General features: G+C 64.4%; 22 protein-coding genes. 2 read left to right on the top strand and 20 right to left on the bottom strand.

The genetic code is table 11. The features are described 5' to 3' along the window. Window positions 1-159: 159 nt before the first annotated feature. Entirely contained in the window at window positions 160-1116 is a 957-nt protein-coding gene (locus K5658_RS20325) for a LysR family transcriptional regulator (RefSeq protein WP_221064870.1), read from the top strand. Here K5658_RS20325 and hemN read toward each other — a convergent pair. From hemN to K5658_RS20250, 15 genes are all read right to left on the bottom strand, one after another. Further along, the gene (gene hemN, locus K5658_RS20320) at window positions 1113-2480 is read right to left on the bottom strand and encodes an oxygen-independent coproporphyrinogen III oxidase (protein ID WP_221064869.1); all 1368 of its coding nucleotides are present in this window, start codon (window positions 2478-2480) and stop codon (window positions 1113-1115) included. The genes K5658_RS20325 and hemN overlap by 4 nt on opposite strands. Before the next feature lie 30 nt (window positions 2481-2510). Continuing rightward, window positions 2511-3050, bottom strand: coding sequence for a 1,6-anhydro-N-acetylmuramyl-L-alanine amidase AmpD (ampD, locus tag K5658_RS20315; protein WP_221064868.1), 540 nt, complete (start codon window positions 3048-3050; stop codon window positions 2511-2513). A 5-nt stretch (window positions 3051-3055) separates the two neighbouring features. Further along, window positions 3056-3895 (bottom strand): carboxylating nicotinate-nucleotide diphosphorylase, encoded by an 840-nt coding sequence (gene nadC / locus K5658_RS20310; protein ID WP_221064867.1) that lies wholly within the window; start codon window positions 3893-3895, stop codon window positions 3056-3058. A gap of 61 nt (window positions 3896-3956) precedes the next feature. Continuing rightward, window positions 3957-5129, bottom strand: a complete 1173-nt coding sequence (locus tag K5658_RS20305) for a substrate-binding domain-containing protein (RefSeq protein WP_221064866.1) — start codon at window positions 5127-5129, stop codon at window positions 3957-3959. Between the two features lie 195 nt (window positions 5130-5324). After that, window positions 5325-6479 (bottom strand): OmpA family protein, encoded by a 1155-nt coding sequence (locus K5658_RS20300; RefSeq protein ID WP_221064865.1) that lies wholly within the window; start codon window positions 6477-6479, stop codon window positions 5325-5327. 172 nt (window positions 6480-6651) lie between these two features. Further along, entirely contained in the window at window positions 6652-7962 is a 1311-nt protein-coding gene (gene phoR / locus K5658_RS20295) for a phosphate regulon sensor histidine kinase PhoR (RefSeq protein ID WP_221064864.1), read from the bottom strand. Between the two features lie 10 nt (window positions 7963-7972). Continuing rightward, window positions 7973-8665, bottom strand: a complete 693-nt coding sequence (gene phoB / locus K5658_RS20290) for a phosphate regulon transcriptional regulator PhoB (RefSeq protein ID WP_085215966.1) — start codon at window positions 8663-8665, stop codon at window positions 7973-7975. 158 nt (window positions 8666-8823) lie between these two features. Beyond that, complete coding sequence (locus K5658_RS20285; RefSeq protein WP_221064863.1) at window positions 8824-9363, bottom strand: disulfide bond formation protein B; 540 nt, start codon at window positions 9361-9363, stop codon at window positions 8824-8826. A 3-nt stretch (window positions 9364-9366) separates the two neighbouring features. Continuing rightward, on the bottom strand, window positions 9367-9576 hold the full coding sequence (locus tag K5658_RS20280; protein ID WP_221064862.1) for a dodecin: 210 nt from the start codon (window positions 9574-9576) through the stop codon (window positions 9367-9369). 43 nt (window positions 9577-9619) lie between these two features. Continuing rightward, window positions 9620-10057 (bottom strand): molybdenum cofactor biosynthesis protein MoaE, encoded by a 438-nt coding sequence (locus tag K5658_RS20275; RefSeq protein ID WP_221064861.1) that lies wholly within the window; start codon window positions 10055-10057, stop codon window positions 9620-9622. Window position 10058: 1 nt separating this feature from the next. Continuing rightward, the gene (locus tag K5658_RS20270; RefSeq protein ID WP_221064860.1) at window positions 10059-10292 is read right to left on the bottom strand and encodes a MoaD/ThiS family protein; all 234 of its coding nucleotides are present in this window, start codon (window positions 10290-10292) and stop codon (window positions 10059-10061) included. Further along, window positions 10255-10935, bottom strand: a complete 681-nt coding sequence (locus K5658_RS20265) for an amino acid kinase family protein (RefSeq protein WP_221064859.1) — start codon at window positions 10933-10935, stop codon at window positions 10255-10257. The genes K5658_RS20270 and K5658_RS20265 overlap by 38 nt, the downstream gene beginning before the upstream one ends. Beyond that, window positions 10913-12319 (bottom strand): aminodeoxychorismate synthase component I, encoded by a 1407-nt coding sequence (gene pabB, locus K5658_RS20260; RefSeq protein WP_221064858.1) that lies wholly within the window; start codon window positions 12317-12319, stop codon window positions 10913-10915. The genes K5658_RS20265 and pabB overlap by 23 nt, the downstream gene beginning before the upstream one ends. After that, the gene (locus tag K5658_RS20255; protein WP_221064857.1) at window positions 12303-13367 is read right to left on the bottom strand and encodes a hydantoinase/oxoprolinase family protein; all 1065 of its coding nucleotides are present in this window, start codon (window positions 13365-13367) and stop codon (window positions 12303-12305) included. Before K5658_RS20255 ends, pabB begins: the two co-directional genes overlap by 17 nt. Beyond that, a complete protein-coding gene (locus tag K5658_RS20250) occupies window positions 13357-14367 on the bottom strand; it encodes an ATP-grasp domain-containing protein (protein ID WP_221064856.1) in 1011 nt (336 codons plus the stop codon). Before K5658_RS20250 ends, K5658_RS20255 begins: the two co-directional genes overlap by 11 nt. Before the next feature lie 12 nt (window positions 14368-14379). Here K5658_RS20250 and K5658_RS20245 point away from each other — a divergent pair, with 12 nt between their 5' ends. Further along, complete coding sequence (locus tag K5658_RS20245) at window positions 14380-15066, top strand: HisA/HisF-related TIM barrel protein (RefSeq protein ID WP_221064855.1); 687 nt, start codon at window positions 14380-14382, stop codon at window positions 15064-15066. A 66-nt stretch (window positions 15067-15132) separates the two neighbouring features. On the opposite strand, the gene fae is transcribed toward K5658_RS20245, so the two are convergent. The 5 genes from fae to K5658_RS20220 all read right to left on the bottom strand — a co-directional run bounded on the left by fae (window position 15133) and on the right by K5658_RS20220 (window position 18295). Beyond that, window positions 15133-15654, bottom strand: coding sequence for a formaldehyde-activating enzyme (gene fae / locus K5658_RS20240; protein ID WP_085215957.1), 522 nt, complete (start codon window positions 15652-15654; stop codon window positions 15133-15135). A 164-nt stretch (window positions 15655-15818) separates the two neighbouring features. Further along, window positions 15819-16676 (bottom strand): triphosphoribosyl-dephospho-CoA synthase, encoded by an 858-nt coding sequence (locus K5658_RS20235; protein WP_221064854.1) that lies wholly within the window; start codon window positions 16674-16676, stop codon window positions 15819-15821. Beyond that, window positions 16673-17608, bottom strand: coding sequence for an ATP-grasp domain-containing protein (locus tag K5658_RS20230; RefSeq protein ID WP_221064853.1), 936 nt, complete (start codon window positions 17606-17608; stop codon window positions 16673-16675). The genes K5658_RS20235 and K5658_RS20230 overlap by 4 nt, the downstream gene beginning before the upstream one ends. 31 nt (window positions 17609-17639) lie before the next feature. After that, complete coding sequence (locus tag K5658_RS20225) at window positions 17640-18056, bottom strand: type II toxin-antitoxin system VapC family toxin (RefSeq protein WP_221064852.1); 417 nt, start codon at window positions 18054-18056, stop codon at window positions 17640-17642. Next, the gene (locus tag K5658_RS20220; protein ID WP_221064851.1) at window positions 18056-18295 is read right to left on the bottom strand and encodes an antitoxin; all 240 of its coding nucleotides are present in this window, start codon (window positions 18293-18295) and stop codon (window positions 18056-18058) included. The genes K5658_RS20225 and K5658_RS20220 overlap by 1 nt, the downstream gene beginning before the upstream one ends. Window positions 18296-18344 lie beyond the last annotated feature (49 nt).

Below are 18344 nucleotides of genomic sequence, written 5' to 3'. Positions count from 1 at the left end.
CCGAAAAGATAGGGGGGTGCGGGAGGGATGGCGGGGAGACAGCTTTTATGCCGGCCTGGCATAAGCTGGTTAATTTACGCGGAATATTGTATAAGAAAAACTAAGAGATTTTTACTCATCGGATAAAATTTCCCTTATAAAAAAGCCTGGAAGCCAGCCATGAACATCACCCTCCGGCAGTTGAAGGTTTTCGAGCGGGTCGCCCGCCGCCTGAGTTTCACCCGCGCGGCGGAGGAGCTTTACCTGACCCAGCCCGCCGTTTCCATGCAGATCAAGCAGTTCGAGGAGAATATCGGCCTGCCTTTGTTCGAGCGCCTGGGCAAGAAAATCTACCTGACCCGTGCCGGCGAGGAGTTGTACCAGCTCAGCCGCACCATCTCCGAACAATTGGACGCCGCCGAGTTGCTAATCGAGGAATTGAAGGGCACCGACGGCGGGCGTTTGGTGGTCGCGGTCGCCAGCACGGTGCATTATTTCGGCATCCGCTTGCTGGCCGAATTCTGCCGCCGCTATCCCAAGGTCAAGGTCAGTTTCAAGGTCACCAACCGCAAGGGCTTGTTGCAGCAGTTGGAGGACAACGAGGCCGATGTGGTGCTGATGGGCCAGCCGCCGGAGGACCAGGATTTGCAATACGAGGCCTTCCTGGAAAACCCCTTGGTGTTGATCGCCCCGGCCGGCCATCCCCTGGCGGGCAAGCGGGGGATTCCGTTGAGCGAGCTTCAGGACGAGAACTTCATCATGCGGGAGCAGGGTTCGGGCACCCGCAGCGCGGCGGAGCGCTATTTCGGCGAACGCGGGGTGCATCTCACCGCCAGCATGGAAATGAACACCAACGGGGCCATCAAGCAGGGCGTGGAGGAAGGCTTGGGGCTGGCCATCGTGTCCATCCATACCTTGGAGCGCGAGTTGGAAAGCGGCCGGGTGGTGGTGCTGGACGTGGAGCATTTCCCGATCCGGCGGCAATGGTTCATCGTCCATCGTTCGGGCAAGCGCTTGTCGGCGGTGGCGCGGGAATTCGCCGATTTCGTGCGGAGCGAGGCCCGCTCGTTCGTGCGTACCGAGATTATCGAGGCGGCGCTGGGCAAGGCGTCCGCCGCGCCGGGACCGGAAGCCTAAACCGTCTTGGAATACCTCGGCCCCGCGTCCGCCGCCGGGGCTTGCAAATGGCCATCGAACAGCATGGCGATATTGCGCAGGAACAGCCGCCCGGTGTCGGCAACCCGGATCAAGCCGCCTTCCAGCGTCAATAAGCCATCCGCCGCCAAGCTTTCCAAGCCCGCCCGGCAGTCGAAATAGCCCTCGAAATCGATTTGCCATTCCCGCCCGAACGCCGCCGTATCCAATTCCAAATCGCACATGATGCGGGTGATGGCTTCCCGCCGCAGCCGGTCGTCGCGGGTGGTGCGGATGCCGCGCTCGGTGGGCAGGCGTCCGGCCAATACCCGGTCGCGGTAGTCCGGCAGCTTCTTGAGGTTCTGGGCGTAGACCTCGCCGGTTTGGCTGATGGCCGACGCCCCGAACGCCAGGATGTCGCAATCGCGGTGGGTGGTATAGCCCTGGAAATTGCGGTACAGGGTCTTGCTCTTCTGGGCCATCACCAGTTCGTCGTCGGGCAGGGCGTAATGGTCCATGCCGATGTAGACATAGCCCGCCCCGGCCAGCCGGTCGAGGATGAGTTCCTGCAAGGCGATCCGGGTCGGGAAATCCGGCAAATCGGCCTCGGGGATCAGCTTTTGATGGCGTTTCATCCACGGTACATGGGCATAGGTGAACACCGCCAGCCGGTCGGGCCGTAGCTCGATCACCGTGTCCAAGGTGCGGGAGAAACTTGCCACCGTCTGGTGCGGCAATCCGGTCATCAGGTCCAGGTTGATCGACTCGAACCCTGCCTCGCGCATCCAGCCATAGACTTCCCGGATCAAGCTTTCCGGCTGCACCCGGTTCACGGCCTTTTGCACGCGCTCGTCCAAATCCTGCACGCCCAGGCTGATGCGGTTGAACCCCAGGCGCTTGAGGGTCTCGACATGGGCGCGGGTCAGTTCGCGCGGGTCGGCCTCGCAGCCGATTTCGGCTTGGGGGTCGAGGGTGAAGCCCGCCAGCAAGTGCCCGAACAGCCGCTCGATATCCTCCGGGCGTAAAAAGGTCGGCGTGCCGCCGCCCCAATGCAGTTGCTTGACCACCCGTTCCGGGGCCACCCACTCGGTGACGAGGTCGATTTCCCGGAACAGCCAATCCAGATAACGCTCGGCCCGGCCATAGTCGCGGGTCGCCACCATGTTGCAGCCGCAATACCAGCACAGGGTGTCGCAGAACGGGATATGGGTATAGAGCGACAGGCCGCGCGGGCTGTGGCGGGTCGCGTCCAGTTCCGCCCGCCAATCGGCGTCGGTGAAGCCGGTATGGAAATAGGGCGCGGTGGGATAGGAGGTATAGCGCGGTCCCGGTTGGCAATATTTTTCGAGCAGGGCGGCGGTCTTCATGGCGGGAGTCCTGGGAATATGGGCCGGGGTTCAGACGGTGGGCCGCAGCCGCGACCACTCGAAGCGGCGGCCCGGATCGGTCTTGCGGGCCGGGGCGATATCGCTGTGCCCCGCCACCCGTTCCGGCGAGAGCGTCGGATAAGTATCGTACAGCAGGGCCAACACCGCGTTCAGCCGTGCGTATTGGGCCTCGGTATAGGGGCCGTGGTCGGTGCCTTCCAGTTCGATGCCGATGGAGAAATCGTTGCACACCGTCCGGCCTTGATAGCTCGATACCCCCGCGTGCCACGCCCTGAGGTTGAACGGCACGTATTGCACGGTTTCGCCATCGCGCCGGATCAACAGATGGGCCGAGACCCTGAGATGGGCGATCCCGGCGAAATAGGGATGGGCCGCGGGGTCCAGTTGGTTGGTGAACAACCGGTCGATCCAGGGACCGCCGAACTCGTCCGGCGGGAGGCTGATGCAATGGATGACGATCAAGGCGATATCGGCGGGATCGGGCCGGGCGTCGTGGTTGGGGCTGGGCAGCCGCCGGGCCTCGCTCAGCCAGTGGTCGATGATTTCCATGGGCTTCAAGCGCCCAGCGCGATCCGCATGGACAGATCGACGGCGCGGACGTTCTTGGTCAGGGCGCCGACCGAAACATAATCGACGCCGGTTTCCGCGATGGCGCGGAGTCCTGCGAGGGTGACATTGCCGGAGACTTCCAACTCGGCCCGGCCCTGGGCCATCGCCACCGCCTCCCGCATCGCTTCCAGGGTGAAATTGTCCAGCAGGATGCGCGGAGCGCCCGCGTCCAGGGCTTGGCGCAGTTCGTCCAGGTCTTCCACCTCGACCTCGATCATGACTCCGGCGTCCAGGGCTTTCGCGGCGGCGACGGCCTGCGCGATGGAGCCCGCCGCCAGGATATGGTTTTCCTTGATGAGGATGCCGTCGTACAGGCCGATGCGGTGGTTGTGGCAGCCGCCCACCCGCACCGCGTATTTCTGGGCTTCCCGCAGGCCGGGCAGGGTTTTGCGGGTGTCCAGGACTTTGGTTTTGGTGCCCGCGACGGCCTGGGCGTAGCTGCGGGCCAGGGTGGCGGTGGCCGATAGGGTTTGCAGCAGGTTGAGCGCGGTGCGTTCGCCGGTGAGCAAGGCGCGGGCCGGGCCGCGCAGGGCGCAGAGTTCGGTGCCCGCCGTCGCCGCTTCGCCTTCCGCGACCCGCCAGTCGATCACCACCCCGGCATCCAGTTGCGCGAACACGGCGGCGAACCAGTCCCGGCCACATAGCACCAGGGGTTCCCGCGTCACCACGCTGGCGGCGGCCTGGGTCCGGGCCGGGACGATGGCGGCGGTCAGGTCGCCGCTGCCGATATCCTCGGCCAGGAAACGGGCGATGTCCGCCGGGGCGGGTAGGGTGGTGTGCGGCATGGGCGGGTGGTCTCCTCGCGAAGAGGCGCGGCGGGGATCGCGCCGCCGCGCTGGGCCGGGCTTACTTGTGGCTTTTGGCGACGGGTTCCGCGGCGTGGGGCGCGGTCTTGGCCGTGTCCTTGGATGCCGTTTTGGTGGATTTGCCCGCGCGCTCCCAGGACTTGGCCGGGGGCGCGTCCGCGATGGAGGCCAGGGACGGCGCGATGCCCTGGGCTTTCACCGCATCCACATAGGTGGTGCGCTCTTCGGTGGGCAGCGGGATCAGCCCCAGGGATTTGAGATAGCCTTTTTCGCCCCAGGTATGCTCGCTGGTGAATTCGCCGACATACTCCTTCAGGCCGGGGGTCTGGCCGAGATGGGCCGCCTTGACATAGAGGTACAGGGGGCGCGAACCGGCATAGCTGTGCGAGGCGATGCTGTCGTGGGTGGGTTCCAGGCCGTCGATGGGGACGGCGCGGATATGGGCCATGTTATCGATATAGGTTTTGTAGTCGATGATGGCGACCGCGCCCGGCGCGTGGTTCAAGCGGGAAAGCTGGTCCTCGTCATGCTCGCGGCCTTCGACATAGACGCCGTCGTCGCGCAGGGTGCGGCATTTGCGCAGCAGGTCCGGGCTGGGTTCGGTCTTGCCCGCCGCGACCCAGGGCGCGCCTTTGCATTCCATATCGGAAACCAGGTCCACGAAGGCGTCGTAGGTGCCGGAGGCGGCGGGCGGACCCAAGACCTCGATGGGGCTGTCGGGCAGGGCGGGATTGATCTGCTTCCAGGTATGGTTGGGGTTGGCGACCAATTTGCCATCGGGACTGGCCACCCACTTGGCCAGGGCCATGCGGGCTTCCTTGCGGGTCAGGGCGATGGGCGGGGCTTTCTTGGCCTGGGCCATGACCAACCCGTCGTAGCCGATCTTGACCTCGAGGATATCGCCGACGCCGTTGGTCTGGCATTCCTCGCGCTCCTTGGGCTTCATGGCGCGGGAGGCGTTGACGATGTCGGGGGTTTCGCCCTGGGCACCTTCGCAGAACAGCTTGATGCCGCCGCCGGTGCCGGTGGATTGCAGCAGCGGCAATTGTTTCTTATGGGCCTTGGAGAAGTGTTCGCCGACCGTTTTGGCGAATGGGAACAGGGTGGTCGAACCCACCGTGTAGATATAGCCCCTTTGGAATTCCGCCGAGGCCGAAGCGCCGAGCAAAGCGGTGGAAACAAGCGCCGCGCGGGCGAGGATATGTTTTCGCATGTGACTATCTCTGGGGTGGAATCAGGATATCGGGGTGGAAGCGGGCTGCGCCGGGTCCGGCGCGAAGGGCGGAATTGTACGCGATGTTCCGGGCCGCCGCGTAAAACAAAGCGTCTCCCCGGAAACGGCGAACCCGCCACGGGGGCGGGTTCACACGGGCGGGGACGGCGCGGAGTCCGTCCTTGGCGCGGAGGCTTAGTCGCCCATCCAGCGCAGTTCGACGCGGCGGTTCTTCTCGCGGCCCGCTTCGGTGCGGTTGTCGGCGATGGGGTATTCCACGCCGTAGCCCTTGGCGTACAGCTTGTTGGCGACGCCCTTGGCCTTCAGGTAGCGCACCACGGACTCGGAACGGCGCTGCGACAGGTTCAGGTTGTACTGGCGCTTGTCGGGACGGCCTTCGTCGCTGGCGTAGCCGGCCACTTCGATGTCGCGTTTTTCCGGGAAGGCGACCAATTGGTCGGCGGCACCGTCCAGGATGCGCTTGGCACCGGGGGTCAACTCGTCGGAGTCGAACTGGAAGTTGACGCCGCGCAGTTCCATCACGATGGGGCAGCCCTGGTCGTCGATCTTGCTGCCCTTCATGGTGCCGGGGCATTTGTCGTCGCAATCGTTGACGCCATCGTGGTCGGTGTCGCGGTTGGCGCATTCATCGACCGGCGCGGCGGCGGCGGGGGCTTCGGCCACGGTGCCCGGCTTTTCGCCCAAGGGAATGACGAAGCCCAGGTTGATGACCATGTCGCTCAGCAGGTCGGTGTTCTGGGACATGGCATCGCCGTTCACCGGGTTGATGCCGCTCAGGGCGTTGGCGGTATTGCCCCGGTAGCGCACATCGCCGCGCAGCAGGAAGTTGTCGGACAGTTCGTAGGTCGCGCCCACGCCCAGTTCGAAGATGAAGGAGCTTTGCTGCTTGCCCTTCCCATGGTAGGGGGAATTGTCGCCGGTGCGGGCGCTAGTGTTCATGCCGCCCAGGGCCAATACGGCATAGGGGGAGAAGGCGTCGCGCATGAAATAGTATTGGAGGTCGATGGTGCCGCCAGCCAGGTCGGTTTGCCCGCCGGGATAGTTCTGGTTGGAACCATGGTTCCATCCAAGGCTATTTCCGTAGCTCTGCCAGAAACCGCGCAGTTCGACGTTGAAGTATTCGTTGATGATTTTGCCGACCGCGCCGCCCGCGCCCCAGCCATCGGTGCCTTTGGTATCGCCGCCGGTGTGCAGGTAGCTGCCGAACGGCGCGATATAGAAACGGTCGTCTGTGAAGGTGCTGGTATTGCCGTAGTCGTCGTCCGCCTGGGCGGACAGGCCGGTCATCGCGCTGGCGAGACCCATGGCCAATAAAATCTTTTTCGTCATGTTCATCTCCTTGTAGCCCAAACAACAACAATTTTCGAGGAATCCGCAACAAGGGGAATGTTAGCGGCTGGACTGTGACCGCGCAACCGCGGCGCATGGTTTTTTCGGGCCGGGCGTATAGGGATAAATGCTAAGTCCGGGGGCGGACCGGAACGGTGGGCGGCCGGGCAGCTCAGGCCGCCGTGGCCCGGACCGCTGGGGGGAGGGCGCGGATCACCCGTTGTTCGCCGAAGCAACAGCTAAAGCAACTCCCCTTGCCCGGCGTGCTGGCGATCTTGAGTTCGGCCCCGTGGCGGGCCATGACGTGCTTGGCGATGGCGAGTCCCAGGCCGGAGCCGCTCTTGCCGCCCTCGACATCCACCCGGTAGAAGCGCTCGGTCAGGCGCGGCAGGTGTTCCTGGGCGATGCCGGGGCCGGTGTCCTCGACATCCAGCCGCGCCCCCTGGCCCTCGTCGCGCCAACGCATGGTGACGCGGCCTGCGGGCGGGGTGTATTTCACGGCGTTGACCACGAGGTTGGAAAAGGCGCTGCGGAGTTCCGATTCCGCGCCCATCAGGCCGGCCTGGGTTTCCAGCCGCAGTTCGATCTCGGGACCGCGCTCGGACAGGAGCCCGGCTTCCTCGCGGATCAGCCTGAGCAGGGCGGGCACGTCCACCGGTTTGGGCACCAGCGCGTGCGCCCCGGATTCCAGCCGGGTCAGGGACAGGAGGCCGTCGATCAGGCTTTGCATCCGCGTGGTTTGTTCCTCCATGCGGCGGAACACCTTGAGATAGGCGGGCGGGGTGGCGTCGGCATCGCTCAGGGTTTCCAGATAGCCCTTCAGCACCGTGAGCGGGGTGCGGAGTTCGTGGGAGACGTTGGCGATGAAGTCGGTGCGGACCCGTTCCATGAACCGGAGTTGGGTGACATCCTGGGCCACCAATAGCCGCAGGTCGTCGCCATAGGGCACGACCCGGATTTCCAGTTGCACGTTTTCCGCCGCCGGGGAGGGAATGCCGACGGTGGCTTGGTGGTAGTCCTTGCGCTTGAGGTAGTCGGTGAATTTCGGATAGCGCAGCAGGTTGCCGATCTGCTGGCCGATATCGCCCCGGCGCAGGCCCAGCAACTGGCCGGCCGCTTCGTTGAACCAATCGATCTCGTCCCGAGGACCCAAGACCACGGTGGCATCCGGCAGGGCGGCGGTCGCGGTGCGGAAGCGTTCCAGCATCTGGATCAGTTGCTTCTTGCGGCGCTTGTTGCGGCGGCGCAAACGGAAGATGAGGTAATAAATCTCTTCCCACACCCCGTCGCCCTGCGGCATTTGGCTGGCCCGTCCGCCCTGCAACCAGGCCAGCAGGCGGTTGACGAAGAACAAATGCCGCGCCAGATAGGACACGAGGCACAGCCACAGGACCAGGGAGGCTTGGTTGAACAGCTTGGCGAAGAAAGCGCCGAACAGCAGCGACAATAAAACGAACGAGAGTTCGGAGCGCCAAGGGCTCATCGGGGCGGGATCAGGGTTGCTCGGAGAAACGGTAGCCGAAGCCGCGCACGGTCTGGATCATTTCCTCCCGGCCATGCTCGGACAGGATTTTGCGCAGGCGGCGGATATGCACATCGACGGTGCGCTCCTCGATGAACGAGCCGCGGCCCCACACCTGGTCCAACAACTGGCCCCGGCTGTAGACCTTGTCGGGATGGGTCAGGAAGAATTCCAGCAGGCGGTATTCGGTGGGGCTCAGCACCACCGACTGTTCGGCGATGGTGACGCGGTGTTCGTCGTTGTAGAGGGCGATGCCGCCCAGTTCGATATGGCCGGACTTGCCGAACTTGCTGCTGCGGCGCAGGACGGCCTTGATCCGGGCCACCAGTTCGCGCGGCGAGAACGGCTTGGTGATGTAGTCGTCGGCCCCGAATTCCAGGCCGCGGATCTTGTCCTCCTCCTCGCCGCGGGCGGTGAGCATGATGATGGGGATTTCGCCCAGGCTCTTGTCCTTCTTCAGGCGCCGCGCCCATTCGACCCCGCTGACGCCGGGCAGCATCCAGTCCAGCAGGATCAGGTCGGGCGTGATTTCCCCCAACACGGCCTGGGCGTGTTGGGTGTCGGCCACGGCTTGGTAGGTGAATTCGGCCTGCTCCAGGATCATGCCCAGCATTTCCCGGATAGCATCCTCATCTTCGACTACGAGTACGTTCAACGCGGTCATCCTCGAAATCCTATTAGTACAATCAACCGCTTACTGTACGTGCCGATTGTGAAGCTTTTGTTAAGGCCCGCGCCGGTGGGATACGCCTGCGGCCCGTGCCGGAGGGAGGGCGATGGAATGCGGGAACGGCGGCGCTCCGCCCAAGCCCCCGGATGCCGCTACGCGGCTGTCCGGTCGGCGCGGTTCCAGAACTGGGCGAGGCTGAGCGCCGCGAGGAACAGGAAGCAGATCAAGACCCAGGCCGGCATGCTCAGGCCCAACAGGGTCCAATCCACCTTGGCGCAATCGCCGGTGCCGGTCACCATGGCCTTGAGGGTGTCGGTCAGCGGGAAGTAATGGAACATGTATTCCAGGCCGGGGGTGCAGGCGGGCACCTTGTCGGCGGGCAGGTGCTGTATCCAGATGTGGCGGGCGGAAATGGCGGCCCCGCCCAGCGCGGTGGCGAAACCCAGCCAGGCATAGCGCCCCACCCCGGCCGGGCCCGGATTGTGCAGCGCCGCCGCCAGCATGACCAAGCCCACCGCCACCACCATGATCCGCTGCGAGATGCACAGGGGGCAGGGTTCCAGGCCGCCTTGGAATTGGAAGTACAGCGCCATCAGGATCAGCCCCAGGCAATACAGGGCGCCCAGCGCGAAATAGGCGCGGGCGTTCAGGCCGCGGGCGAATTTGAGGGCGGTTTCTAGGGATGCGCTCATGGTTCAATCGTCCAGGCGGAAGCCGACCTTCAACACGACCTGGAAATGGGCGACCTGGCCGTCCACGATCTGGCCGCGGGTTTCCACGACCTGGAACCAATCGAGGTGGGCCAGGGTTTTGGCGGCTTTGGCGATGGCGTTGCGGATGGCGTCGTCGGTGCTGACGGGCGAGGTGCCGACGATTTCGACGAGTTTGTAGACGCGGTTGGACATGGTTGGGATTCCTGGTGGTGGAAGGCTGCGGGGGATTATAGCCTTAGCCTTCCGTGTTGCGCTCCACCCAGCGCGCGCCCTCGGCCAGGGTTTCCTTTTTCCAGAACGGGGCGCGATGCTTGAGTTCTTCCATGAGGTACCGGCAGGCCTCGAAGGCGGCGTTGCGGTGGGCGGACCAGACCGCCACCAGCACGATGGGCTGGCCGGGCAGGATATCGCCGACCCGGTGGATGACCAGGGCGTCGAGGAAGGTCCAGCGCCGCCGGGCCTCGTCCAGGATGTGCCCGAGCTGGTTCTCGGTCATGCCGGGATAATGTTCGAGGGTCATGGCGCGTACCGTGTCGCCCTCGTTGAAATCGCGCATCGTGCCGACGAAGGCGCAGGTCGCGCCGTATTGGCCGGAGAGCCGGGGCTGTCCGGCTTGGTATTCCAGCAGTTCGGCATAGGGCTCGAAGGGATCGGGACGCAGGGCGATGGGCATTTCAGCCTCCCGTGACCGGCGGGAAGAACGCCACTTCGTCGCCGTCGCGCACCGGGGCGCCGGGTTCGGCGTATTCCAGGTTGATGGCGCAGAGCAGTCCTTGCGGCAGTGGCCGGCCCGCGGCCACGGCTTGCCAAACTTCGATGACGCTGTGGATGCCGTCCGGGGCCAGGGTTTCCTCGGCCCGGCCCAGGGTTTCACGCAGGCTGGCGAAATAGCGGACTGTGATCGACATAAGACGTGTTCTCGCGGGTGACGGGGCCGATATCCGGCACGATATGGGTGAAGACGGCTTGCGGCTCGCGCAGCCCTGCGCCGAGGCGGGCGTGTTGGTCCGGCCGCGACAGCCAAGCCCCGAATCCGCCCCCGGCCAGGAATCCCGGGAAGGCGGCGTCGATCCAGCCACGCGCCGCCGCTTCTTGGACACCGAATTCGCCCGCCGGAATCCCCGCCGACTTCACCAGGAGCAGGTGCGCCGCGCCGAGCTTCCGCGCCAGCCAGGCCGCGAGGCTGTCCGAGGTGATGGCCCACGAGGCCGGGACTTCCGGTTCGGGCAGGGTGTCGGGATCGGGGAGCCAGATCGCGGCGCGGCCCACGGCCAGGGCCGCGGCCAAACCGGCAATATCACAGGAGACCGCGAATCCGGGATAAAGATCGCCGAGCATCAGGCCATATTGGCGCATGGCGAGGATCGCCATGGCATGGGCGGCGCGGTCGCCGAAATCCCAGCGGGCCTGGGCCACCCGCACCGCGTCGGCGAACGGCCCGCCGCCCGGCACCAGGACCGCGCCGCTATCGGCCAGGGCATGGAGCCAGCGCGGCAGGTGTTCCGAGGCGTGGAGGCTGCCGCCCAGCTTAATAACCCAAGGGGTAGGCACCGGTTTTCTGGAGGCGGAATTGGTCCAGCAGGTTCAGCAGGGCGGCGGCTTTGTGGTAGCACTCCTGGTATTCCAACTCCGGGTCGGAATCGGCCACGATGCCGCCGCCGGCCCAGAAGCGGATGGTGTGGTCGGAATGCGCGAAGGTGCGGATGGCGATATTGGTGTCCATGTCGCCGTCGAAGCCGATATAGCCGATGGAACCGCAATAGACGCCGCGCCGGTGCGGTTCCAGTTCCTCGATGATTTCCATGGAACGGATTTTGGGCGCGCCGGTGATGGAACCGCCGGGGAAGCAGCCCCGTAGCAAATCCAGGGCGTCCTGCCCTTCCGCCAAGTGTCCGCGCACCGTGCTGACCAGATGATGCACGGTGGCATAGCTCTCGATCTCGAACAGCTTGGGGACGTGGACCGAACCCGGCGCACAGCATTTGCCGATATCGTTGCGGAGGAGATCGACGATCATCAGGTTTTCGGCGCGGTCCTTCAGGCTGTCGCGGAGTTCCTGGGCGTGGGCGGCGTCGATTTGGGGATGGGGGGAGCGGGGGCGGGTGCCCTTGATCGGCTTGGTTTCGACCCGGCCATGCTCGACCTTGAGGAAGCGTTCCGGCGAGGAACTCAAGACCTGGACCTGTGGGTAATTGAGATAGGCGCTGAACGGGGCGGGATTGTAGGGCCGAAGCAATTGGTAGGCCGACCAGGGATTGCCCGAGCAATAGGCCGAGAAGCGCTGGGTCAGGTTGACTTGGTAGCAATCGCCTTCGCGGATGTAGTGCTGGATGCGGTCGAAGGCCCGGCCATAGCGGGCGCGGTCCAGGTTCGACACCACGTCGCTGTGCAGGGCGAAATCGTCGAGTTGCCAACCGATGGTCTGGATTTGGCTGAAGGCTTGCACCAGGTGCGGCCAGCGTTGTTCCAACGCGGGACCGCGGCCTTGTCCGACCAGCCAGGTGCGGCGTTCCTGGTGATCGACCACCACCGCCCAGTCGTAGATGCCGATGACCATTTCGGGGATGTTGTCGGCGTCGAGGGCCGTTTCCGGCAGGCGTTCCAAGCGCCGGGCCAGATCGTAGCCGAAATAGCCGATGGCTCCGCCCTGGAACGGCAGGCCGGGGATCGCCGCCACAGGTTCGCCCAAGGCGCGCCGCACCAGCGAGAACGGGTCTTCCGGCGAGAGGGAGATGGAGCCGCCGCCGCGGATTTCGGTCAAGGCTCCCCGCGTGACCAGGGTTTGGATGGGGTCGGCGGCGATGATGTCGTAGCGGCCTTGGCGGCTGTGTGGGAAGCCGCTGTCCAGGAACACGGCCCAGCGCCGTTCCGCCCAGGGCAGGAACAGGGCGGCGCTATCCTCGAAATACGGGAGCTCTTCAATCCTGGGGGTCATCGGACCCTACCTCCCGCGCCGCCAGCAAGGCCACGGCGACCGCCGGGGCGCAATCCGCGATCCTGGGAACACGGGCCGGGACGGCAAACAAATCGCTGAAATCCACATAGGCAAGTTTCAATCGTTGGGCGAGTTCTTGGGCCAGGAACCGGCCCACGCCGGCCCCGACCACGGGCGCGGAATCGTCGAGGAGGCCCCGCGACCCTAATCGGTCCACCCCGGAGCGCAGTTTGGCGAGTTGCTGTTCGCGGAAATAGCGGGCGGCATCGCGCCAGCGCTGTGGCGGGGCCGAATCCGCGTCCCTGCCGAACAGCCGGGCGAGGCGGCGGGCGCTGTCCGTCCAGGTCTTCCCGCCACCATCGGCGGCCGGGAGCGGGTCGGCGTCCTCGGGCAATTCGCCGGTCAGCCGATAGACATCGGCCATGGTGGCGAAATGCTCGGCCATGAGCCCGACCCATTCGCCCTCGAACGGTGCCCGCTCCGCCACGGCCATGACCGGGGTCCGGGCGATTCCGGTATATATGAGTTCATCGTAGCGCATTCGTTCGTAATCGGTATAGCCCCGGACGGTAACCCGGTGTCCATGGATTGGAAATATATCCGTGGTCGTGCTGCCGATATCGAGCCAGAGGGCGGTTTCGAGCCGGGTCGCCACCCAGGCACCGCTCGCCAGCCAATTGGCCGAGGCGATGAGTCCCGCGTCGCCGGGCCGGACCGCGTCCGCCGCGATGAAGCCTTGATGCCCGGCATAAATCCAGAGCGTGTCTTTTCCGCAACGCGCGGCCATGGCGTCCACCAACGCGGCCACGCCCGCCGCCCGGTCGGGGAAGAGATCGACCAATTCGCCGGTCATGGTGGCGGCGTGGCGGCAACCGGGCGCGGGGGCGAAGCGCTGGAATATCCGGTCCAGCGCCGTATGCAGCCGGTCCAGTCCTTGCCACAGCGGGCAGGGTTCCAAGGCCACGGCCAGGACGTGGCCCGACGCGTCCAGGGCGGCGGCTTTCAGATGGGCGCCGCCGATGTCCCAGCCTATCAGTTCAATGCTCATGCTCGGGTTCCAGGGTGATTTCGACCGGGACGCGGTCCAGGCGGGCCGGGTCTGGCAAGCGGCCATGCCGCCAGAGGTCCAGGATCAAACCGGCGGGATTGACGCCGATGGCGCGGGCGAGGCCGGTATAGGAGGTGGTCAGGCGCGGATTGATTTCCAGGACTCGCGGCCCTTGCGGGGTGAGGATGAAATCGACGCCCGCGTAACCCCACAGTTCCGGGAGGGCGGCGGCGATGGCCGGGGCCAGCGTCCCGCAGGCGGCGGCGGTGGCGGCGTCCACGGTGTTGACGCCGCAGCCGGTGAGGACGAAGCCGCCGTCGCGGCGGGCGATGCGCTGGTGGTTGAGGCTCAACGGCGTGGCTTGGCCGTGGGCGAATAGGGCGGATAGGCTCAGCGCCTCGCCCGCGATCAAGGGCTGTGCCACGTAGCCTTGGCCCGCGAACCGCTCCAGGCAGTGTCGCCAAGCTTCCGGGGTTTCGACGATGCGCGAGCCTTCGCAGCCGACGCCGTCGTCGGGCTTGACGACCCGCGGGAACGGCGGATCCGCCCAAGCGTCCAGCGGCAGGGTTTCCACCACCGGGATGCCATGGGCTTCCAGGCGGCGGGCGGTGGCGAGCTTGCTGGCCGCGATCGCCACCGCCGCCGCCGGGCTGGTCAACAGCGGTTTGCCGAGGGTTTCCACGGTCCGGCACAGCCGTTCCAGGATGCCGGAGGTTTCCGGGGCGATGGGCCAAACGGCATCGCTCCCGGCGGCGAGCTCGCCGAAACGGCGTTCGGCCTCGCCGCCATCGTCGAGCGCGACCCATTCGGTCCGGGGGAAATCGCCCATGGGCATGGGCAAACGGGCATCCCGCAAGGCCACGATATCCACGCCGGGCAAGGCGGATAAATCCCGCAGCAAAGCCGCCAGCATGAATCCACCTTCCACCACCAGCGAAGCGGGCGGGAGTTCCGGGGCCAGGCCGCCGCCGGTAACATACTCGAATACCAGGATTCTCAAGGTTCATCTCCCATGGAAATCATTCCCGTCATCGACCTGATGGGCGGTCTCGCCGTACACGCCGTCCGGGGCCGCCGCGAAAACTACCGCCCCTTGAACAGCCCCTTGTGCCTTAGCGCCGAACCCCGCGCCGTGCTGGAAGGCTTGTTGGGACTCCATGCCTTCAAAACCGTCTATCTGGCCGACCTCGACGCCCTGATGGGCAAGCCGCGGCAAACCGCCATGGTGTCCGGGCTGATGCGGGCCTTTCCCGATGTGTGTTTTTGGATCGACGCCGGGCTGCCGGAACCCGGATGGGCTGGGCCGGGAGGGCGGGGCAAGGGGGTGGTCGGCAGCGAATCGCTGGGCGGGGATCTGTCGGCTTTGCCCGACAGGCGGACCACGCCGTTCATCCTGTCCTTGGATTTCCGGGACGGTGGTTTGTTGGGGCCATCGGCTTTGCTGGACCGGCCCGACCTCTGGCCGGAACGGGTGATCGTGATGAGCTTGGCGCGGGTGGGTAGCGGCGCGGGGCCGGATCGCGCCCGGCTCGGGGCGTTCATACGGAACCATCCGGGTCACCGCTGGGTGGCGGCGGGCGGGGTGCGCGACGCCAGGGACTTGGCGGAACTCGAAACCCTGGGTGTGTCCCAGGTGTTGATGGCCAGCGCTTTGCATTCCGGCACGGTGGATGGGGCGGTGCTGGGGCGGTTCGCTTGAGGAATCCAAGGCGAAAAAAAACGCTGCCCCGGATCGGGGCAACGTTTTGTCCGGGATCGGCGCCGATTAATGGGCGGCGAACGGATGGGCGGCTTCGCCCTTCTGCTTCACCACGTCGGCGGCCTTCGGCTCGCCGGCCACGGCGCGCTTGATGGCTTGCTTGGTGGCTTCGTAGTTGTAGTCCTGGATCTTGGTGTCGTCTTCGGCCAGCCAGTGGATGAACACACCCACGCAGATGAACAGGTCGTCGGCTTCGTCGGCCGGGATGGTGCCGTCCTCGACGCAATCGGCCACGGCCATGGCCACGCCGCGCTGGGCCGGTCCGAACATCTGGGTGGCTTGCTTGCCGTTCTTGATGGTGACCTTGTTGAACATGACGGTGGCCGGCTTGCACAGCAGGTTCGGCGCGACCACGGCCAGGAGGCTGGTGAAGCCGTCCTTATTGTTGGTCAGGCAGTTCGCGAAGGCGGTTTCGGCGGCGCTGCCACGCGGACCCATGATCAGGTCGATGTGGGCCACTTCGTTCGGAACGGAGTCGCCGGTGAACACCAAGGACTCGCCCACCAACAATTTATCGATCTTTGCCATTGCAATCTCCTCTTTGGTAAATAAAGGAAAAAATTTCTTAAGTAGCGACATTATTATGCCTCCCCCCAAGCGGAAGCATCGGCAGCGGCTGGGTCGAAACGCCGCGCCGAACCTTGCCTCTCAGGTCTCCGACCGGGATATCCTGGGGTTTTCCACCGTATCCCTCATTTCATCAACAGGGTTTCCAGACGCACGGCCAATAAACACGCGACCGTGAGATCGGCGGTGGTGCCTGGGTTGATTCCATGGGATTTGAACTCGGCGTCCGCTTCCCGCAGCAGCCGCATGGCTTGTTCCGGCTGGTCGGAGTCGAGCAAGGCCCGCTCGATGCGGTCCATCCATCCGGCCACCCGGCGGTGATGACGGGTACCGGATTTGCGCTCGATGTGGCTATCGGGATGGCGTCTCAGCAATCCGGTGAAGACAGCCACCGCTGCCCATTCTTCATGGCCCCATTGGGACAGCGAACTATGATAGCGTGGAATGGAGTCTGCAAGAATATCGGCATAGGAATTGGTGTATTGAAAAGCGATACGGTCGCGGGTTTCGGCCAAACGCATCGCTTCCAATAGCGTGACTCCGGGTTCGGCGTGGACGTCCTGTTCGGGGGCCGCGCCCAGGCCGCCGGGTTTGGCGATGCGGATGGCGCGGTAGACCCAAGCGGCGTCGCCGCGGGTGGTCCCGGCCAGGACCCGGTCCAGGGCCGTCCGCAAGGTTTCGCCGTCCCGCCGCGCCTCGTAGGCCAGGATCAAGGGCGCGGCCAGCAGCACGATGCCGAGATTGGTGTTGCAGCCCACGGCGGCGTGGGTGGCTTCGATGGCGCGATAAATCCGTTCCCCCAACGACAGCGACCCGTCGCACAGGAAAGGGGCGCTCGCCGCCGCGCTACGCCGGAAATCCTCCACCGTCATGCCATGGCCTTCCGAATGGACGCTGACATTGCCCGGCTTGAAGGCCCGCAGTTCCATTTCGCAGGCTTCGAGGTAGGCGGTACGCAAAGCCGCTTGGCGGTCGGCATTCATGGCAACGCTCCGGCCCCGGTGTCGCGGGCGGGCAGGCGGCGCAGGAAATCCTCGACCAACAGATCGGCGATGGACACCTCGCTGACGCTTTGCAAACCCTTCCAGGCCGGGATGCTGTTGACTTCCAGCACGCTATAGCGCCCATGCTCGTCGCGGATGATATCGACCCCGGCGTAGCCCATGTCCAGCGCCTTCACCGCGTCCTCGGCCAAGCGGCACAGCAGGCGGTTGTCGAGCCGCACCGGCTCGCAGCGGGCGCCCTGGTGGACATTGTTCAGCCAGGTCACGCCGCAACGCCGCATGGCCGCCACCGCCTTGTCGCCGATCACGAACACCCGGAAATCATGCGGCTGTTCCCCGCAATGCACGAAGCGCTGTAGATAAAAGAGGCCGTTGTCGGGCGAGAATTCCGCAAGATCGTCCAGGGTTTGGTAGCGGCGCAAGCCTTGGCCTTGCGAACCGAACAGGGGTTTGCTCACCACGCCATGGCCCGCGCTCAGTTCGCGCTCGGCGATATGGCGGGCGGCGTCCGGGTCGGCCAGCGCCCAGGCGGGTGGGGTGGGGATGCCGGCCCGGTGCAGCAGGAAGCTGGTCATGGCCTTGTCCACGGTGCGTTCGACCGCCCGGCCCTCGTTGTAGACCGGGATGCCCAGCAAGCTGAGGGCGTGCAGGATATCCAGGTAGAACACCACCTGTTCCAGGCTGCCACCCGGCACGCCGCGCACGAACACGCCGTCCGGTAATCGGTCGTCGAAGCCGGGCAGGCCGACCGGGAAATTCTCGGTTTCGAGATCGAGCCTGCACGCGGTCAGGGAGATATAGCGGTAGTCGTAGCCGTGCGTGGCCAAGGCTTCGCGTAGGCGTTTGCCGTGCCAGCCGGGGTCGTCGGTGACGATGGCGATGCGGGGGGGTGGGGGAGTATTTAAGTTCAAAGCTAGGGGATAAATGAGTGGCTGTTTTTGGTTAATCGTCCACAGACTCACTGGTGAGCCAATTTTCAAGCATCAAGTTTTGTACCCTTTCAAACTCGCGCAGGTTATTAGTGATTAGCGTGGCATCCAAACTTAAAGCATGAGCGGCAATCAGCATATCCATATTGCCTATAGGCGTTCCTTTCATTTTTAAGTCGGCTCTGATTTGGGCGTAGCAAACAGCAGCTTGCTCATCCCATTCGTGCAGTGTGGTCAGCGCAGCAAATTCTTGCAGTTGATGTTGCCGGGCGGGCTGTAAATGTGTGGGACTTAAGGTGACACCGGAACAAAGTTCAGCATAAACAATCACAGAAAGATGGATTTCCCCGGCTTGATTGAATTTTTCCAATAGATAAAGCGGATGCTTTTTTAGTACATAAACACAGATATTTGTGTCCAGCATTATCATTAGGAAAGCTCTCGCTCTTGCGGTGTTGTATTGTCTCTTTCGGCAAGAAAATCATCGTCGAAAACACTTTCGGTCGCGAAAAATTTATCCCATTTTTGGGAAGATGGGCTGGCTTCGCTACAGGTGTTATTCTCATACATAACGATGATTTTAGCCTGAGAAGCTTTGACGCTGGCAGGCAGTTTTAAGTGAATTTCGTGATTTTGGGTAATGGTTGCGCTTAATTCTATGGCTTGCATACAGGCACCTCGTTTGGTGGAGGCAAATAGAGTTTGAATCACTAGAAAT

Source organism: Methylomagnum ishizawai (assembly GCF_019670005.1).
Lineage (GTDB): Bacteria > Pseudomonadota > Gammaproteobacteria > Methylococcales > Methylococcaceae > Methylomagnum > Methylomagnum ishizawai.
Note: the sequence above shows the minus strand (reverse complement) of the source record. Positions and strands in the feature narration are given on the sequence as shown.

What these genes read in the sequence shown, in the direction of transcription:
- K5658_RS20325 (WP_221064870.1), top strand. Translation starts at nt 160, where the DNA reads ATGAACATCACCCTCCGGCAGTTGAAGGTTTTCGAGCGGGTCGCCCGC.
- hemN (WP_221064869.1), bottom strand. Translation starts at nt 2,480, where the DNA reads ATGAAGACCGCCGCCCTGCTCGAAAAATATTGCCAACCGGGACCGCGC.
- ampD (WP_221064868.1), bottom strand. Translation starts at nt 3,050, where the DNA reads ATGGAAATCATCGACCACTGGCTGAGCGAGGCCCGGCGGCTGCCCAGC.
- nadC (WP_221064867.1), bottom strand. Translation starts at nt 3,895, where the DNA reads ATGCCGCACACCACCCTACCCGCCCCGGCGGACATCGCCCGTTTCCTG.
- K5658_RS20305 (WP_221064866.1), bottom strand. Translation starts at nt 5,129, where the DNA reads ATGCGAAAACATATCCTCGCCCGCGCGGCGCTTGTTTCCACCGCTTTG.
- K5658_RS20300 (WP_221064865.1), bottom strand. Translation starts at nt 6,479, where the DNA reads ATGACGAAAAAGATTTTATTGGCCATGGGTCTCGCCAGCGCGATGACC.
- phoR (WP_221064864.1), bottom strand. Translation starts at nt 7,962, where the DNA reads ATGAGCCCTTGGCGCTCCGAACTCTCGTTCGTTTTATTGTCGCTGCTG.
- phoB (WP_085215966.1), bottom strand. Translation starts at nt 8,665, where the DNA reads ATGACCGCGTTGAACGTACTCGTAGTCGAAGATGAGGATGCTATCCGG.
- K5658_RS20285 (WP_221064863.1), bottom strand. Translation starts at nt 9,363, where the DNA reads ATGAGCGCATCCCTAGAAACCGCCCTCAAATTCGCCCGCGGCCTGAAC.
- K5658_RS20280 (WP_221064862.1), bottom strand. Translation starts at nt 9,576, where the DNA reads ATGTCCAACCGCGTCTACAAACTCGTCGAAATCGTCGGCACCTCGCCC.
- K5658_RS20275 (WP_221064861.1), bottom strand. Translation starts at nt 10,057, where the DNA reads ATGCCCATCGCCCTGCGTCCCGATCCCTTCGAGCCCTATGCCGAACTG.
- K5658_RS20270 (WP_221064860.1), bottom strand. Translation starts at nt 10,292, where the DNA reads ATGTCGATCACAGTCCGCTATTTCGCCAGCCTGCGTGAAACCCTGGGC.
- pabB (WP_221064858.1), bottom strand. Translation starts at nt 12,319, where the DNA reads ATGACCCCCAGGATTGAAGAGCTCCCGTATTTCGAGGATAGCGCCGCC.
- K5658_RS20255 (WP_221064857.1), bottom strand. Translation starts at nt 13,367, where the DNA reads ATGAGCATTGAACTGATAGGCTGGGACATCGGCGGCGCCCATCTGAAA.
- K5658_RS20245 (WP_221064855.1), top strand. Translation starts at nt 14,380, where the DNA reads ATGGAAATCATTCCCGTCATCGACCTGATGGGCGGTCTCGCCGTACAC.
- fae (WP_085215957.1), bottom strand. Translation starts at nt 15,654, where the DNA reads ATGGCAAAGATCGATAAATTGTTGGTGGGCGAGTCCTTGGTGTTCACC.
- K5658_RS20235 (WP_221064854.1), bottom strand. Translation starts at nt 16,676, where the DNA reads ATGAATGCCGACCGCCAAGCGGCTTTGCGTACCGCCTACCTCGAAGCC.
- K5658_RS20225 (WP_221064852.1), bottom strand. Translation starts at nt 18,056, where the DNA reads ATGATAATGCTGGACACAAATATCTGTGTTTATGTACTAAAAAAGCAT.
- K5658_RS20220 (WP_221064851.1), bottom strand. Translation starts at nt 18,295, where the DNA reads ATGCAAGCCATAGAATTAAGCGCAACCATTACCCAAAATCACGAAATT.